Raw genomic sequence first — 16,252 nt, 5'->3', positions numbered from 1 at the left:
GCCCTGTTATTTTGGAGAAGCACATGAACACACAACCTCTGCGCGTCGGCATCGGCGGCCCGGTCGGTTCCGGCAAAACCGCTTTGACGTTGGCCCTGTGCCTGGCGCTGCGCGACCGCTACAACCTGGCGGTGGTCACCAACGACATCTACACCCGCGAAGACGCCGACTTCCTGGTGCGCAACGAAGCCCTGGCGCCGGAGCGAATCATCGGCGTGGAAACCGGCGGCTGCCCGCACACGGCGATTCGCGAAGACGCCTCGATCAACCTCGAAGCCGTGGACCAATTGAACCGCCGCTTTCCGGGGCTTGACCTGATCCTTGTGGAGTCCGGTGGTGACAACCTGTCCGCCACCTTCAGCCCGGAACTGTCCGACCTGACCATCTACGTGATCGACGTCTCGGCCGGCGACAAGCTGCCGCGCAAGGGTGGGCCAGGGATCTGCAAATCGGATCTGCTGGTGATCAACAAAATCGACCTCGCGCCCTTGGTGGGTGCGTCGCTGGAGCTGATGGACAGCGATACCAAACGCATGCGCAACGGCAAACCGTTCGTTTTCAGCAACCAGAAAACCGGACTCGGCCTGGAAGAAATCATCGCCTTCATCGAACGCCAGGGCCTGCTGATAGCGGCGTGAACACGATCAACTTTTATCAACAAGGAAGCTTATCCATGACACTTAAACGCATTCTGGGCGCCATGGCCCTGCTGCTGGCCCCAGCCATCGCCTTCGCCCACCCGGGGCATGACGATAATGGTTTGATCGCCGGGATCAGCCACCCGATCGGCGGCCTCGACCACTTGTTGGCGATGCTTGCAGTCGGTTTGTGGGCGGCACAACAGAAAGGCGCTGCACGCTGGGCGCTGCCATGCACGTTCGTCGGCATCATGCTGATCGGCGGGTTGCTGGGGTTTGAAGGTCTGAACCTGCCAGCACTTGAGAGCGGCATTGCGGCGTCGGTGCTGGCGCTGGGTCTGGCGGTGGCTTTGGCCGTGCGTCCGCCGTTGAGCCTCGCCGTTGCGGCAACCGCTTTGTTTGCGCTGTTCCATGGGGTGGCGCACGGACTGGAGTTGCCGCAGATGTCGAGCCCTTGGCCGTACGCGGCGGGTTTTGTAGCAGCGACGGCTGCGTTGCATGGATTGGGTTACGCCGTAGTGCGGGTGTTGCCGCAAGCGGCGGCGCCGTTGGTTCGGTTGGCGGGAGCGGCTTCGGCGGCGACTGGCGTGTGGTTGCTGGCGGGCTGATTTCTTTATCGCCTGTGATGGCTTCATCGCGAGCAGGCTCGCCCCCACATTTGTTCTGTGTGCACAGTTCTAGTGTGGGAGCGGCGGTGCGACGATTCGACTTGCTCGCGAAGGCGGCCTGACAAACACCGCTTCTCTCAGGCCTGCTAACATGTCGCGCATTCAACCCTGCCGTGACGACGCCAGCCAATGCCGCCTGTTTCCCGCTCCGCCTCCCAGCCTGAATTGACCGCTCTGTTTGCCTCGGTGCAACAGCACTTTTTGGACGTGATCGTGCCGCTCTGGCAAGGGCCCGGCTGGAATGCCGACATGGCGCTGCCCTATGAAGCGCTGGACGCCGAGCATCAACCCTTGCAGCCCCAACGCTACCGGGCCATGGCCTGCGCGCGTCAGCTCTATCTGTTTTCCAGCCTGATCGGCCAGGTACCGGCCGCCGAAGAGCGCGCCGCAGCGCTGTTCCGCTCCTTGCAGCAGTATTTCCACGATGCCGAGCATGGCGGCTGGTTCTACAGCGTCGATCCGCAAGGTGCGCCGCTGGATCAGCGCAAAGACCTCTACACCCACGCGTTCATTCTGTTCGCCTGCGCCCATTACTGGGACAAAGTCCGCGAGCCACGGGTGGAATCGGTGCTCAACGCCGCATTGGAAGTGGTTGCGCAGCGCTTTGCCACGGGCGACGGCCTGTATGAAGCCAGCCTCGACCGCGACTGGTCCTCGCTAAAATCCGGCCCACTGCAAAATCCCCTGATGCACCTGGCTGAAGCCTTCCTCGCCACGCTGTCGGTACGCGATGACGTCGCAGTGCAACACGCGCTGGTCGAGTTATGCACAGCCCTGCAGCAACGCTTTATCGATCCGCAATACGGTGTGTTGATGGAACAGCCGTTGGAGGCTGTGGATAACTGGTTTGAACCAGGGCATCAGTTCGAATGGTATTTCCTCCTGGAATCGTCGCCGTTGCTGCGCGGCTCGGCACTGCACACGTCACTGGAACGCGCGTTCGCGTTCACTGAACAACGGGGCGTCGATCCACAGACCGGTGCTGTTCGGGCGATGCTCAAACCGGGTGGCCCTACGAAAGACGCCACCCAACGAATCTGGGCTCAAGCCGAATACCTGCGGGCGCTGACCTTGCGGCCTAATAGCGAGGACGCGGTACTGCGCCAACTGCGGGCGTTGCAGCAGCGTTTCCTGCATTCGGGCGGCTGGTATGAGTGCAGGGATCAGAACGGTGACGTGAGCCGACAGGACATGCCGTCGACCACGCCTTATCACTTGGCGACTTGTTATCGCAGCTTGGTCGACTATCTCGGTTGACTGCTCGCGAAGGACCTCAAAGAGGTCACCGACTGATCACGCAATCCATTTTCGATCACCGGTAAAGCTGATGGTCAGCCATCGCGCCGCATCCGGCTTGCCGAGCTTCGCGGAAATCTCCTCCCGCAGGCTGTCCAGCTGTCCCACGCTGTTCAGCGGATACTCCACCGGCAATACCACATGAATCTCGATAAAACGGGCGCGCCCGTGCTTCTGCACGTAGGAAACGTAGTCGTCGAAGCCATGCTCAAGTTTCGCCGCGTCCATCACTTGGCGCACCTTGTCGTCCAGTTGATCCGGCGCAATCCCCAGCACGTCGCGCAAGGCCGGGCCGAGGATTTTGAAGGCCGGTGCAAGCATGCTCAGGGCTAAAAGAATCAGGATCAGCGGGTCGACGTACACCGCCCACTGGCCATAACCCTGCGCCTTGAGCAGCAGCGCGGCGAGAAAACTCACCAGCAAGCCCACCGACAGCATCGCGTCCACCAGCCAGCTGATGTTGTCGAACTGGATCAGCGTTGATTTGAGCCGCCGATTACGGTGGCGGATGTAGAAGAAATACGCGAACTCGACAACGGTAAACACCGCCGCGTAGATGATCACCAGTCCAAGTTCAATCTCGCGTCCGCCGTTGATGATGCCGAACACACCGTTGAGAAAGGCATAGATCGCAATCAAGAACAGAAAGCTGCCTTCGATCAGCAGCACCATCGGCTCCAGGTGCCAGAAGCCGAACTGGAAACGCTGGTTGCTTTCCTTGGCGATCAGCTTGGCGGTGATCAGCATCAGGACTTTGATAAAGGTCGCGATCAACGAAAAAAAGCCATCGAACAGGATGGATTGGGCACCCGAAACAAAACCGGTGACGATCCCGGCAATCGCCACGGCGAGCATCAGGAGGGTCGATTGTTTGAGCAGCGACTGCTCACCTCGGTTACTCACATAACCTCCTCTGAAAACCTTGAAACCGCGGGGTGCGGTGGGGTTATTGGACGAGGAGTCTAGCTTATGTGTTGTTTTGCCTGTGCCGGCCTCTTCGCGAGCAAGCCCGCTCTCACACTGGAATGCGTTCCCTGTGGGTTCAAAATGCGTTCCCTGTGGGAGTGAGCCTGCTCGCGATTGGCCGTTACGCGGTCTTACGCCTTGGCATTACGCTCAATGGCAAACCCGCTCCACGTCTGGCTCACCGGCATCAGCTCAAGGCTGTTGATGTTGATGTGAGCCGGGGCATTGAGCACCCAGAAAATGGTGTCGGCGATGTCTTGCGGCTGGATCGGCTCGGCACCTGCGTAAGTCGCGTTGTAGCGCTCCTGGTCACCGGCGAAACGCACCAGCGAAAACTCGCTTTCGCACAGGCCCGGTTCGATGTTGCTGACCCGCACGCCCGTACCTTGCAGGTCGCAGCGCAGGTTCAGGGAGAACTGTTTGACGAATGCCTTGCTCGCGCCATACACATGGCTGCCCGGGTACGGGTAGTTGCCGGCGATGGAGCCGAGGTTGACGATGCCGGCACCGCGACCGTGAGCAATCAGGCGGGGCAACAACAGACGAGTGCTGTACATCAGGCCTTTGATGTTGGTGTCGACCATGGTGTCCCAGTCGTCGAGGTCGCACTTGGGCGCCGGGTCAACACCCAGGGCCAGGCCAGCGTTGTTGATCAGCCCGCGCAGTTTGGCGAAGGACGGCGGCAGGTTGGCAATCGCCTCCTCCATGGCCTTGCGATCACGCACGTCGAGCACCAGGCCATGGACCTCGGTCTGCTTCGACAACTCGGCGCACAACGCATTGAGGCGCTCTTCACGACGGCCGGTCAGCACCAGTTTCCAGCCGGCTTCGGCAAAACGACGGGCGCAGGCTTCACCAAAACCGGAGGTCGCGCCGGTAATAAACAGGGTGTTGGACATCGTGTTCTCCTTGCTTCGGCTGATCGGCAGCCACGGGAATAGAAAATCAGCAGCCAGCATGCCCGGCCTTGCCCACAGCAGCAACTACCGCAGAAGCTGTACAAAAAACGATCAAACGTCGCAGCGCCTTACCGGCCGTGGCTTCCAGCCATGTGCGCGCACCTTATCCACAGGCCGGTCCACAGTTTCCGGGGGCAAGTGAAAAAGCTGAAAGCCGCTGTGCACAAGGCTTTGCGGGCAAATTGGAAATTTATTTGCTTGACCGTGGAACGCGCGGTGTGTAGCCCATGGCATTTTGCACGATTGACCGGTCATACCGACGATGGCGCCAAGCCAGTAACTACGGCCTTCAGCCGAGTCTTTCCAGAGTTTAACCACAGACTTATCCACAGGCAGCCTGGCCCGGTTTCAGCCCGGTTTCATCGCCAACAAAAAGGTTGACAAAGCCCGCTCGACGCCGCTTAAAAACCCCTGATCAAAAAACAACCACAACTCTGCAAGCCACGGTTTCAAAGGCTTTCAGCCAGCTACTCCCACGTTATTCACAGCCAGCTCCACAGCAAACGGGGACAAGTCAAAACCGTGACAAAACAACTATTTGCAGCGGCTTTATGTCGCGGTTTCAGAGCTTGTGAATATTGTTTTCCACAATTTCCCGAAAGCACACAGAGACACCTGTGGAAGATCCCTGTGGGAGTGAGCCTGCTCGCGATAGCGATAGGTCAGTCGACGTTGAAGTGACTGATCCACCGCTATCGCGAGCAGGCTCACTCCCACATTGATTTGTGATGTTTTGAAGGTGTAAAAAAGCCCCGGCGATTGCGCGCCGGGGCTTGGTGCTACAACAGCGAACTCAGTGCCCGCCGAGATAGGCGTTGCGCACTTCCTCGTTAACCAGCAGCTCCTTGCCGGTGCCCGTGAGGCGGATCTCACCGTTGACCATCACGTACGCCCGATCGGACAGTTTGAGGGCGTGGTTGGCGTTCTGCTCCACCAGGAAGATGGTCATGCCGGTTTTCGCCAGCTCCCGCAGGGTCGCGAAGATCTGTTTCACCACAATCGGCGCCAGACCCAGGCTCGGCTCATCGAGCAACAGCAGTTTCGGCCGGCTCATCAACGCTCGTGCGATGGCGAGCATTTGCTGCTCGCCGCCGGACATGGTCATCGCCCGCTGATTGCGCCGCTCTTCGAGTCGCGGGAACAACTCGAACATGCGTTGCATGTCTTCCTTGGCGTACTTGTCACCGATAGGAATGGTGCCCATTTGCAGGTTTTCCTCGACAGTCATGTCAGGGAATACCCGCCGGCCTTCCGGCGATTGAGCGATGCCGTTGGACGCGATGTAGTGGGACGACTTGTGGGTGATATCCACACCCTGATAAATGATCTGCCCGTCCGCCGCCCGCGGTTGACCAAAAATCGACATCAGCAGCGTCGACTTGCCGGCGCCGTTGGAGCCGATCAGGCTGACCGTTTCACCTTCATTGATGTGCAGCGAGACATTCTTCAGAGCCTGGATCGGCCCGTAAAACACATCCAGATCCTTCAGTTCGAGGATGGGTTGGCTCATAGCACCACTTCCTCTTCATCGGCGCCCAGATAGGCCGCAATCACTTTCGGATCGTTACGAATCGCATCAGGCCCGCCCTCGGCGATGACGATGCCGTGGTCCAGCACCACGATGTGGTCGGAAATGCTCATTACCATGCCCATGTCGTGTTCGATCAGCACCACGGTCAGATCGTGCTCGTCGCGCAGCAGCCGGATCATCGCGCTCAGCGCTTCGGTTTCCTGAGGGTTGAGGCCGGCAGCCGGTTCGTCAAGACAGATGATCTGCGGCCGGGTGCACATGGCCCGGGCGATTTCCAGACGACGTTGCTGACCGTAGGACAATTCACCGGCCAGACGGTTGGCGCAGTCCACCAGATCCACCACTTCCAGCCAGTAGAACGCATGGTCCAGCGCATCGCTTTCGGCCTTGCGATACCCCTTGGTGTTGAGAATGCCGGCCAGCAGGTTGCGGTTGACCCACATGTGCTGGGCCACCAGCAGGTTTTCCAGCACCGACATTTCCTTGAACAGGCGAATGTTCTGGAACGTCCGCGCCAGGCCGGCCCGGTTCACCAGGTGGGTGCCGCCGAACATCTTGTAGAACATCCGACTGGCGAAGGATTTCGGCGAAACGAAATCGACCGGTTTGAACGATTCGCCCAGCAGCTTGATGACGTTGGTCTGCTCGCCGCGGATGTTGAGTTCGATCTTGCCGCCCGAGGCCTTGTAGAACCCGGTCAGGCAGTTGAACACGGTGGTCTTGCCAGCGCCGTTGGGGCCGATCAGGGCGAAGATCGAGTTGCGCTTGACCTTCAGGCTGACATCGTTCAACGCCTTGATGCCGCCGAAGTGCATCATCAGCTTCTCGACCGAAAGTACGACTTCGCTCATGGCGCTACTCCTTTACGCGGGGTCACACCGGTACGGCTGATCCGAATCAGGCCGCGCGGTCGCCAGATCATCATCAACACCATCAGGATGCCGAACAGCAGCACGCGGTATTCCGCGAACCCCCGCAGCAGTTCCGGGGCGACGGTCAGCACGAAAGCCGCAATCACCACACCGATGGTCGAGCCCATCCCGCCGAGTACCACGATGGCGAGGATCAATGCCGATTCGAAGAAGGTGAACGAGGTCGGGTTGACGAAACCTTGATAGGTGGCGAAGAACACGCCAGCCAGACCGGCCGTCGAGGCACCGATGGTGAACGCCGAAAGCTTGACCAGTACGTGGTTCAGGCCCATGGAGCGGCAAGCGATTTCGTCTTCACGCAAGGCTTCCCAGGCGCGACCAACCGGCATCTTGACAAGACGATGCTTGATGTACAGCACGGCCAGTACCACCAGGAACAACACCGCGTAGATGAAGTAGTACTTCACGTCCGGGTTATAGGCGATACCGAAAAACTCATGGAACGGAACCCCACCCTCCTTCGCCCGTTTACCGAACTCGAGGCCGAAGAACGTTGGCAATGGAGCCGCCATGCCATTCGGGCCGCCAGTCAGGGACAGCCAGTTATTGAGGATCAACCGGATGATTTCACCGAAGCCCAGGGTCACGATCGCCAGATAGTCCCCGTGCAGGCGCAGCACCGGAAAACCGAGGATGCAACCAGCAAGTCCCGCGGTGATCGCCGCCAGCGGCAGCACCGTCCAGAAGCCCAGACCGAGGTATTGGTAACCGAGCGCCAGGCCGTAGGCACCGATGGCGTAGAACGCCACGTAACCCAGGTCGAGCAGACCGGCCAGACCGACCACGATGTTCAGCCCCAGGCCCAGCAGCACGTAGATCAGCCCGAGGATGACCACGCCCAGCAGGTAGGAGTTGGAGAAAAACGGGAACACCACGGCAATGACGATCACTAGCGGGATGATCCAGCGCAACCGGGTTTTGTAATCAGGCGGCAGTACATGAACCCCGGAGCCGGTGCTTTCAAAGCCTTCGAGAATTCTCAGGCCCTTGGGGGTTTGCAGGAACAGGCTCAAGGCAAAGCGGCCGGCCATGACGATGGCGACAATCCATGCCACCCGGGTCGTTTCCAGGTTGAAGCCGTAGCCGTCGAGGACCACGCCGACAATCGGGCCGAACACAATCAGGGCGACAAGGCCGGCAAGAATCGCGTCAACCAGGCTTCTTTTGAGATCAATGGTTTTTTTAGTGGTTGAAGACATCGCTTACACCTTCGACACAAGAGGACGGCCGAGCAGGCCTTGGGGCCGAAAGACCAGAACGAGAACGAGCAGCGAGAAGCTGAAAACGTCTTTGTAGTCCGAGTTCACCAGACCAGAGAACAGCGATTCGGAAATCCCCAGAATGATCCCGCCGAGCATGGCACCAGGTAATGAGCCGATTCCGCCGAGTACCGCTGCGGTGAACGCTTTGATCCCGATGATGAAGCCCGCGTAGAAGTCGAATGTGCCGTAGTTCATGGTGATCAGCACGCCGGCCAGGGCCGCCATCGCTGCACCGATGATGAACACGTAGGAAATCACCCGATCGGTGTTGATCCCCAGAATCGAGGCCATCTTGCGATCTTGCTGAGTGGCGCGGCACATGCGGCCGAGCTTGGTGTACTTGATGATGTAGGTCAGCAGGGCCATCCCGGCAAACGCTGCGACCAGAATGAAGATCTTGGTGTAGGTCAACTGCACAAAACCTGTACCGATTTCGACGCGCCAGGCCCCCGTGAGCAAGGTGGGAACACCTTGTTGCTTCGCGCCCTGGGCGATCTGTGCATAGTTTTGCAGGATCAGCGAAATGCCGATGGCGCTGATCAGCGGTGCCAGTCGGGTGGAGTTACGCAGGGGTTTATAGGCAACCCGTTCGATGACCCAGCCATACACCGCCGTGACGATGATGGTGAAGATCAGTGTGCCAAGCATCAGCAGAGGGAAGGATTCAATACCGAAGTATGCCAGCAGAGCCAGACTGATCGCCGCGAGGTAAGCAGAGATCATGTAAACCTCGCCGTGGGCGAAGTTGATCATGCCGATGATGCCATAGACCATTGTGTAGCCGATGGCGATCAGGCCATAGACCGACCCGAGGGTCAGACCGTTGACCAGTTGCTGCAGGAAAATACCATCCATAACGCAATCTCACGCATTTGAGAGACTGCACAGAAGCCGGATGCGACGGACCGGGGTTCAGCCACCGGCGCAACACGGTTGTGTGCAGCTCTACGAGAAAAGACAGGTACTGCACGGACATGTTGATTGATGGCCCGGCGCACGAGGGGCCGAGCCATCAGCAGTTCATATCACTTCTGTTTTTCCAGTTGGTGGTATTTGCCGTCCTTGTCCCACTGGTAAACCACGTAGTCGGAGACTTTCAGGTCGCCCTTGGCGTCCCAGGTCTTCTCGCCCATCACGGTTTTGACCGGGTTCTTCTTCAGCCACGCGGCAGCCTCTTCGCCCTTGTTGGACTTGGCGCCATTGAAAGCAGCTGCCAGGGTCTGAACCGAAGCGTAGGCGTACAAGGTGTAGCCTTCAGGTTCGGTGCCTTTCTTGCGGAACTCGTCCACTACGGTCTTGCTGTCTGGCAGCAGTCGCGGGTCGGCGCCGAAAGTCATCAGCACGCCGTCGACGAATTGCGGACCGCCAGCAGTGGTCACCAGTTCATCGGTCACGATGCCATCATCGGACATGAACTTGACGTCTTTGAGGCCTTGTTCACGAAGTTGACGAACCAGAGGACCGGCTTCCGGGTGCAGACCACCGAAATAGACGACGTCGGCACCAGCGCCGCGGATTTTGGTCACGATGGTGCTGAAGTCTTTTTCACCACGAGTCAGGCCTTCGTACAGCACCGGCTTCACGCCGCGTTTTTCCAGCTGGGCCTTGGTAGCGTCCGCCAGGCCTTGGCCGTAGGTGTCCTTGTCATGCAGGACAACGACTTTTTTGCCCTTGAGCACATCGACGATGTAATCACCGGCCACGATGCCTTGCTGGTCGTCACGCCCGCACATACGGAACATGGCGCTCAGGCCACGCTCGGTAACGGCCGGGTTGGTGGAGCCTGGAGTGATCGCGATGATGCCCGCTTCGTCGTAGATCTCCGAAGCCGGGATGGTCGAGGAGGAGCAGAAGTGACCGACTACCCCAGCGACTTTCTGGTTGGTCAGGTCCTTGGCGACCGTCACAGCCTGTTTCGGTTCGCAGGCGTCATCGCCTTTGACCAGTACGATTTTTTCCCCGTTTACGCCGCCCGCTGCGTTGACCGCATCGGCCGCAGCCTGTGCACCCTTCATGTACTGCTCGCCAAATGCCGCGTTGGCGCCTGTCATCGGTCCCGCCACACCGATTTTCACATCAGCCTGTGCAAACGCAGAAACACCCAACGCAGTTGCCACTGCGAGGGCCAAAAAGCCTTTTTTGTAAAACGTCTGGGACATGAGGTGGTGCTCCAAGGGTTTTTTTTAGTTGGCACTGCGACTTCCTGAATGCTCAGAGCAAGGGCCGTGCCATCGGTTTTTTATTCTGAAAAAAGTCGCTGCTTTATTGTTATTTCGACTGTTTCGATCCCATTTTCATTGGGCGTGCAACCGTCTAAACCGCGGAAGGTGAAACCATTTATTTTTAAAGGCGCAACCCGAGCGCGCCATCATTGCAACCGCGGCGCCAAACGACGTGCAACCAGCCTGTAACAACGTGCGTCACCGAAGTGCACACTGCTGGTGCGCAACTGCTACAACCCGCACCTTTTACAGGCTAGCCGCTGCGCGAAAAAGCGCCGCTTTCAGCAACAAATTTCAACAATCAAATAACGATCCGCAAGCACTGGCCTGCGTGATACAGCGAGAATCCGGCCTCGTACAGGCAGCTGCGCAATCCCACACCGGCCAATGGCTGCATGGGCGCGAAGGGAATCGGCAGCGCCTGAGGATTCCCGTGACACAGATAATCGGCAAAGGCTTTGCCGACGACAGTGCCAGTCGTGACGCCCCGGCCGTTGTAACCGGTGACTGCCACTAAACCGGGCGCCGGCTCGAACAAACGCATCAAATGATCGGGGGTAAAGGCAATGCAACCGGTCCAGGTGCACTCCCATTCCACCGGTTTGAGGTAAGGGAAATAGTGCTGCTGAACCCGATCGGCCCAGGCTTTGAGAAACCAGGTTGGTTTCTGATTGCCATTACCGAGACTGCCGAGCAGCAGACGACCGTCCTTGTCGCGACGAACACTGCTGAGAACCTGGCGGGTGTCCCAGGAACCCTGGCCACCGGGGAGAATTTGCTGCGCCGCCTCTTCGGTCAGTGGGACCGAGGCCACTTGATAGTAATAGCCGGGGAAGAAGTTACGCCGCAATTCCGTCCAGTCACCTTCGGTGTAGGCGTTGGAGGCAATCACGACTTGCTCGGCAAGCACCGAACCCTGAGCGGTTTGTACCGACCAGCGCTGGCCCTGGCGTTCGAGCCGGGTTACCGGGGAATGATCGAACAACTGACCGCCCAGACCGATGGCCGCTTTGGCCAGCCCCGTCGTGTAAGCCATTGGGTTGATCGTGCCGGCTCGACGATCGAGCAACGCAGCGGCGATCTTTTTGGTGCCCGTTGCTTGTTCGCAGGCTTGACCGGTCAGCAGTTCCACCGGCGCGCCGCGACGTTTCCATTGTTCTTCACGACTGCGCAAGTCCGCTTCGCCACGGGCGTTGTGCGCCATGTGCAGCGTGCCTTCGCGACGCAGCTGGCAATCGATGTTGTACTTGTCCACAAGGCTGAACACCAGGGACGGTGCCGCACCGAGCATGCGATTGAGCTGACTGCCGACCGCTTCGCCAAATCCGGCTTCGATCTCGTCCGGTGGAATCCACATCCCGGCGTTGACCAGCCCGACGTTGCGCCCCGATCCGCCATGACCGGCGCGATGGGCTTCCAGCACACAGACGCTTTTGCCTTTTTCCAGCAGATGCACCGCCGCCGACAGACCGGTAAAACCAGCGCCGATGACGCAGACATCCACCGTCACCTCCCCCTTGAGCGCCGCGTTGTCAGGCCTTTGCGGCGTCAGTTTTTCCCACAGACACTCTTCGCGTAACGGCATTGCCAGACTCCAACAGAAACCTAACCAACACACACCATTCATTGTGGGAGCGAGCCTGCTCGCGATTGCTATCTGTCAGCCACATTGATGTCGGCTGACAGGCCCTCATCGCGAGCAAGCTCGCTCCCACAGGGTTCTTTATGGGTTCAAGAACTGTGTTTAATCGAAGGTAATACCCTGAGCCAACGGCAACTCCAGCGAGTAGTTCACGGTGTTGGTCTGACGGCGCATGTAGCCGCGCCATGCATCGGAACCGGACTCACGACCGCCGCCCGTTTCTTTCTCACCGCCAAACGCCCCGCCGATTTCCGCGCCGCTCGGGCCGATGTTGACGTTGGCGATGCCGCAGTCGCTGCCCACCGCCGACATGAACTGTTCGGCTTCACGCACGTCAGTGGTGAAGATGCACGACGACAGGCCTTGTGGCACGGCGTTGTTCAGGCGCAACGCTTCGTCGAAATCCTTGTAACCGACCACGTACAAAATCGGCGCGAAGGTTTCGTTGCAGACCACGTCGCTCTGCTCCGGCATTTCAACGATGGCCGGCGAGACGTAATAAGCATTAGGGAATTTGTCTTCCAGTTGGCGCTTGCCACCGAACACCCGGCCGCCTTCGCTCAAGGCCTGCTCAAGCGCGTCCTGCATGTTTTCGAAGCTGTGTTTATCGATCAGCGGACCGATCAGATTGCCTTCCAGTGGATTGCCGATGCGCACTTTGGAGTACGCGGCTTTCAGGCGGGTGACGATTTCTTCTTTCACCGATTCATGGGCAATCAGGCGACGCAACGTGGTGCAACGCTGACCGGCAGTGCCGACGGCGCTGAACAGGATGGCTCTTACGGCCATGTCCAGGTCGGCGCTTGGACCGAGGATCATCGCGTTGTTGCCGCCCAGTTCCAGAATGCTGCGAGCGAAACGTGCGGCGATTTTCGGCGCCACTTCACGGCCCATGCGGGTGCTGCCGGTGGCGCTGATCAGCGCGACACGTGGGTCATCGACCAGGGCTTCACCGGCATCGCGACCGCCGATGATGACTTGGCTCAGGTGTGGCGGCGCATCGCTGAAATTCTTCAGTACACGGTCGAACAGTGCCTGGCAGGCCAGTGCGGTCAGGGGCGTTTTTTCCGATGGCTTCCAGATCACCGGGTTGCCGCAGACCAGCGCCAGCGCAGTGTTCCAGGCCCAAACCGCAACCGGGAAGTTGAACGCGCTGATCACGCCAACGACGCCCAGCGGGTGCCAGGTTTCGCGCATGTGGTGGCCCGGACGCTCGGAAGCGATGGTCAAACCGTACAACTGACGGGACAGGCCGACGGCGAAATCACAGATGTCGATCATTTCCTGAACTTCACCCAGGCCTTCCTGAGTGATCTTGCCGGCTTCCCAGGACACCAGCTCGCCGAGGTCGGCCTTGTATTCACGCAGGATATCGCCCAGTTGGCGGACCAGTTCGCCACGGCGCGGGGCCGGGACCTTGCGCCACAATTCGAACGCATGATCTGCACGACTGATGTGCTGCTCGACTTCAGCGGCGCCTTCCCAGTTCACGGCGGCGATCCGGCTGCCATCGATCGGCGAATGCACCGGCACTTTGCCGTTCTGGTACAGGGCCGGGTTCACACCAAGACGATCAAGCAATGCGGCAACCATGGGTCACTCCTCAAGCGAAAAACAGAAAACGTGCAGCCGGATTGATTCGGCTGGTGAGGCCTGTAGTTTTAGCGCTCCCGACGTTACCCAACAAACGACCTTTAAGAGAGATATCATTCCGTTTATTCATGCTGCGAACTGCTGGTAGAAAGAAACAAGAAAAAAGGACAACCAATGCTGAATAAACGCTACTTGCCGTCGATCACCGCGCTGCAGTGTTTTGAGGCCGTCACCCGGCATTTGAGCTTCACCCGGGCGGCTGAAGAGCTGAACCTGACCCAGAGCGCTGTCAGCAAACAGGTCGCGCAACTCGAAGAATTGCTGCAGCACCTGCTGTTCCGCCGGGTGCGCCGACGCCTGCAAATGACCCCGGCCGGTGACTTGTACCTGGTGGAGGTCAGAAAAATCCTCACGCAGGTCGAGATGTCGACCCACTACCTTCGCTCCTACGGCGGTGAAACCGAAGTCCTGCGCGTCTCGACGCCTCCGACCTTCGGCGCGCGCTGGCTGGTGCCACGCTTGAAAGGCTGGCGCCTGCGCCATCCGTCGATCCATCTCGACTTGTGCAGCGAACAGGAAGCCGACGATCTATTGCAAGGTCGCAGCGACCTGGCGTTTTATTTCGGCCAGGGCTCTCGGCCCGGCACCGAATGCCTGAAGCTGTTCGGCGAAGAACTGGTGCCGGTCTGCGCACCGGGCAGCCTGCCGGACACGCCGTTCACCGATCCTACGCAGCTCACCGACCTGGTCCTGCTGCAAAACGCTTCCCGACCCCAGGCCTGGCACGACTGGTTTGACAGTCAGGGCTACCACACCGAACACAGCTACCATGGTCCGCGTTTCGAAACCTTTTATATGTGCATCCGCGCCGCCCAGGTCGGCTGCGGCGTGGCGCTGTTGCCGCGGTTTCTGGTGGAAGAGGAATTGGCCGACGGCAAACTGGTCATACCCTGGCAGCACGCGATGCCCAGCACCGACGCCTATTACCTGGCGTATCCGGAGCACTCGGCGGAAGTGCCGAAGGTGCGCGATTTTGTGAAGTGGATGCTGGAGCAGATTGATAGCCCGGAGACAGCACAAATTTAGGGTTACACCACAATACCTGTGGGAGCGAGCCTGCTCGCGAAGACGGCGGCACATTCAACATAGATGTGACTGAAAGACCGCTTTCGCGAGCAGGCTCGCTCCCACAGTAAACCGTGGCGGTTTAAAAAATCACTGGCAATACCTGCCGTTGATATGCGCCACTAGCCCCATTCATTGAAACAGCTGCAACGTCGCTGCCACAGGCCGCGGCCAGCCGGAGAACCCCGTTATGAGCGAGAGCGTGTTTGGCGATCGCATCGTGCAGAACCTGCTCGACACCGACTTCTACAAACTGACGATGATGCAGGCGGTGCTGCACAACTACCCGAACGTGGAAGTCGAATGGGAGTTTCGTTGCCGCAACAGTGAAGATTTGCGCCCGTACCTGGCGGAAATCCGCTTCCAGATCGAGCGCCTCGCTGAGTTGAGCCTGAGCGCCGACCAGTTGAGTTTCATGGAGCGCATCAGCTTCATGAAGCCGGATTTCCTGCGCTTTCTCGGGTTGTTCCGCTTCAATCTGCGCTACGTCCACACCGGTATCGAAAACGGCGAGCTGTTCATCCGCCTGCGCGGGCCATGGCTGCACGTGATTCTGTTTGAAGTGCCGCTGCTGTCCATCGTTAGCGAGGTGCGCAACCGCTATCGCTACCGTGAAGTCGTCCTGGAACAGGCGCGCGAGCAGCTCTACCGCAAGTTCGACTGGCTCACCACCAACGCCAGCGTGGAGGAATTGTCCGAATTGCAGGTAGCCGATTTCGGCACTCGTCGTCGCTTCTCGTACCGCGTGCAGGAAGAAGTGGTGAACGTGCTCAAGCACGATTTCCCCGGGCGTTTTGTCGGCACCAGCAACGTGCACCTTTCACGGGAGCTGGACATGAAACCGTTGGGCACCATGGCCCACGAATGGATCATGGCCCATCAGCAACTCGGCCCGCGGTTGATCGACAGTCAGATTGCCGCCCTCGATTGCTGGGTCCGCGAGTACCGTGGCCTTTTGGGGATCGCCCTCACCGACTGCATCACCACCGATGCCTTTCTCAGCGATTTCGACCTGTATTTCGCCAAGCTGTTTGACGGCCTGCGCCATGATTCCGGGGACCCGGTGCTCTGGGCAGAAAAGGCCATCGCGCACTATCACAAACTGGGCATCGACCCGATGAGCAAGACGCTGGTGTTCTCCGATAGCCTGACGCTGCCAAAATCCCTGGAGATTTTTCGGGCGTTGCGCGGTCGGATCAATGTCAGCTTCGGTATCGGCACCAACCTGACTTGCGATATTCCGGGTGTCGAACCGATGAGCATCGTGCTTAAAATGGCCGCCTGCAACGGCCAGCCCGTGGCAAAGATTTCCGATGAGCCTGGCAAGACTCACTGCAAAGACCCGAATTTCGTCGCCTATTTGCGACACGTTTTCAAAGTACCTGCTGCCATTTCCAGCACATCAAGCAAGGAGTGAA

The 16,252-nt window shown here is 59.0% G+C and carries 14 protein-coding genes; 5 read left to right on the top strand and 9 right to left on the bottom strand.

Annotated features, from left to right (window positions below; translation table 11 throughout):
• Positions 1 to 23: 23 nt before the first annotated feature.
• The 3 genes from ureG to AC3WP4_RS16485 all read left to right on the top strand — a co-directional run bounded on the left by ureG (position 24) and on the right by AC3WP4_RS16485 (position 2,563).
• Positions 24 to 638 carry an urease accessory protein UreG gene (ureG, locus tag AC3WP4_RS16495; RefSeq protein ID WP_074873292.1) on the top strand — a complete coding sequence of 205 codons (615 nt, stop codon included), beginning with the start codon at positions 24 to 26 and terminating at the stop codon, positions 636 to 638.
• 35 nt (positions 639 to 673) lie between these two features.
• The gene (locus AC3WP4_RS16490) at positions 674 to 1,246 is read left to right on the top strand and encodes a HupE/UreJ family protein (protein ID WP_074873290.1); all 573 of its coding nucleotides are present in this window, start codon (positions 674 to 676) and stop codon (positions 1,244 to 1,246) included.
• 189 nt (positions 1,247 to 1,435) lie between these two features.
• Positions 1,436 to 2,563 (top strand): AGE family epimerase/isomerase, encoded by a 1,128-nt coding sequence (locus AC3WP4_RS16485; protein WP_102615319.1) that lies wholly within the window; start codon positions 1,436 to 1,438, stop codon positions 2,561 to 2,563.
• 36 nt (positions 2,564 to 2,599) lie between these two features.
• Here the strand turns inward: AC3WP4_RS16485 and AC3WP4_RS16480 are convergent, their stop codons facing one another.
• The 9 genes from AC3WP4_RS16480 to amaB all read right to left on the bottom strand — a co-directional run bounded on the left by AC3WP4_RS16480 (position 2,600) and on the right by amaB (position 13,709).
• Positions 2,600 to 3,505, bottom strand: coding sequence for a cation diffusion facilitator family transporter (locus AC3WP4_RS16480; protein WP_102615320.1), 906 nt, complete (start codon positions 3,503 to 3,505; stop codon positions 2,600 to 2,602).
• Positions 3,506 to 3,699: 194 nt separating this feature from the next.
• The gene (locus AC3WP4_RS16475) at positions 3,700 to 4,467 is read right to left on the bottom strand and encodes an SDR family oxidoreductase (RefSeq protein WP_056746308.1); all 768 of its coding nucleotides are present in this window, start codon (positions 4,465 to 4,467) and stop codon (positions 3,700 to 3,702) included.
• 853 nt (positions 4,468 to 5,320) lie between these two features.
• Entirely contained in the window at positions 5,321 to 6,037 is a 717-nt protein-coding gene (locus tag AC3WP4_RS16470) for an ABC transporter ATP-binding protein (RefSeq protein ID WP_074873278.1), read from the bottom strand.
• Positions 6,034 to 6,909: an ATP-binding cassette domain-containing protein gene (locus AC3WP4_RS16465; RefSeq protein WP_074873276.1), complete on the bottom strand. Its 876-nt coding sequence runs from the start codon at positions 6,907 to 6,909 to the stop codon at positions 6,034 to 6,036. Before AC3WP4_RS16465 ends, AC3WP4_RS16470 begins: the two co-directional genes overlap by 4 nt.
• Entirely contained in the window at positions 6,906 to 8,189 is a 1,284-nt protein-coding gene (gene livM / locus AC3WP4_RS16460; protein WP_074873274.1) for a high-affinity branched-chain amino acid ABC transporter permease LivM, read from the bottom strand. Before livM ends, AC3WP4_RS16465 begins: the two co-directional genes overlap by 4 nt.
• A gap of 3 nt (positions 8,190 to 8,192) precedes the next feature.
• On the bottom strand, positions 8,193 to 9,107 hold the full coding sequence (locus tag AC3WP4_RS16455) for an ABC transporter permease subunit (protein ID WP_074873272.1): 915 nt from the start codon (positions 9,105 to 9,107) through the stop codon (positions 8,193 to 8,195).
• Between the two features lie 170 nt (positions 9,108 to 9,277).
• Positions 9,278 to 10,411, bottom strand: coding sequence for an ABC transporter substrate-binding protein (locus AC3WP4_RS16450; RefSeq protein ID WP_074873270.1), 1,134 nt, complete (start codon positions 10,409 to 10,411; stop codon positions 9,278 to 9,280).
• A 364-nt stretch (positions 10,412 to 10,775) separates the two neighbouring features.
• Positions 10,776 to 12,059, bottom strand: a complete 1,284-nt coding sequence (gene amaA, locus AC3WP4_RS16445; protein ID WP_074873267.1) for an L-pipecolate oxidase — start codon at positions 12,057 to 12,059, stop codon at positions 10,776 to 10,778.
• A gap of 159 nt (positions 12,060 to 12,218) precedes the next feature.
• Positions 12,219 to 13,709 (bottom strand): L-piperidine-6-carboxylate dehydrogenase, encoded by a 1,491-nt coding sequence (gene amaB / locus AC3WP4_RS16440; protein WP_076028846.1) that lies wholly within the window; start codon positions 13,707 to 13,709, stop codon positions 12,219 to 12,221.
• A gap of 174 nt (positions 13,710 to 13,883) precedes the next feature.
• Between amaB and AC3WP4_RS16435 the strand changes: the two genes are divergently transcribed.
• Together AC3WP4_RS16435 and pncB are read left to right on the top strand one after the other, a co-directional pair.
• A complete protein-coding gene (locus AC3WP4_RS16435) occupies positions 13,884 to 14,795 on the top strand; it encodes a LysR family transcriptional regulator (RefSeq protein WP_074873261.1) in 912 nt (303 codons plus the stop codon).
• A gap of 229 nt (positions 14,796 to 15,024) precedes the next feature.
• On the top strand, positions 15,025 to 16,251 hold the full coding sequence (gene pncB, locus AC3WP4_RS16430; protein WP_074873257.1) for a nicotinate phosphoribosyltransferase: 1,227 nt from the start codon (positions 15,025 to 15,027) through the stop codon (positions 16,249 to 16,251).
• Position 16,252: the final 1 nt, after the last annotated feature.

The organism is Pseudomonas sp. FW305-20 (genome assembly GCF_058788075.1).
Note: the sequence above shows the minus strand (reverse complement) of the source record. Positions and strands in the feature narration are given on the sequence as shown.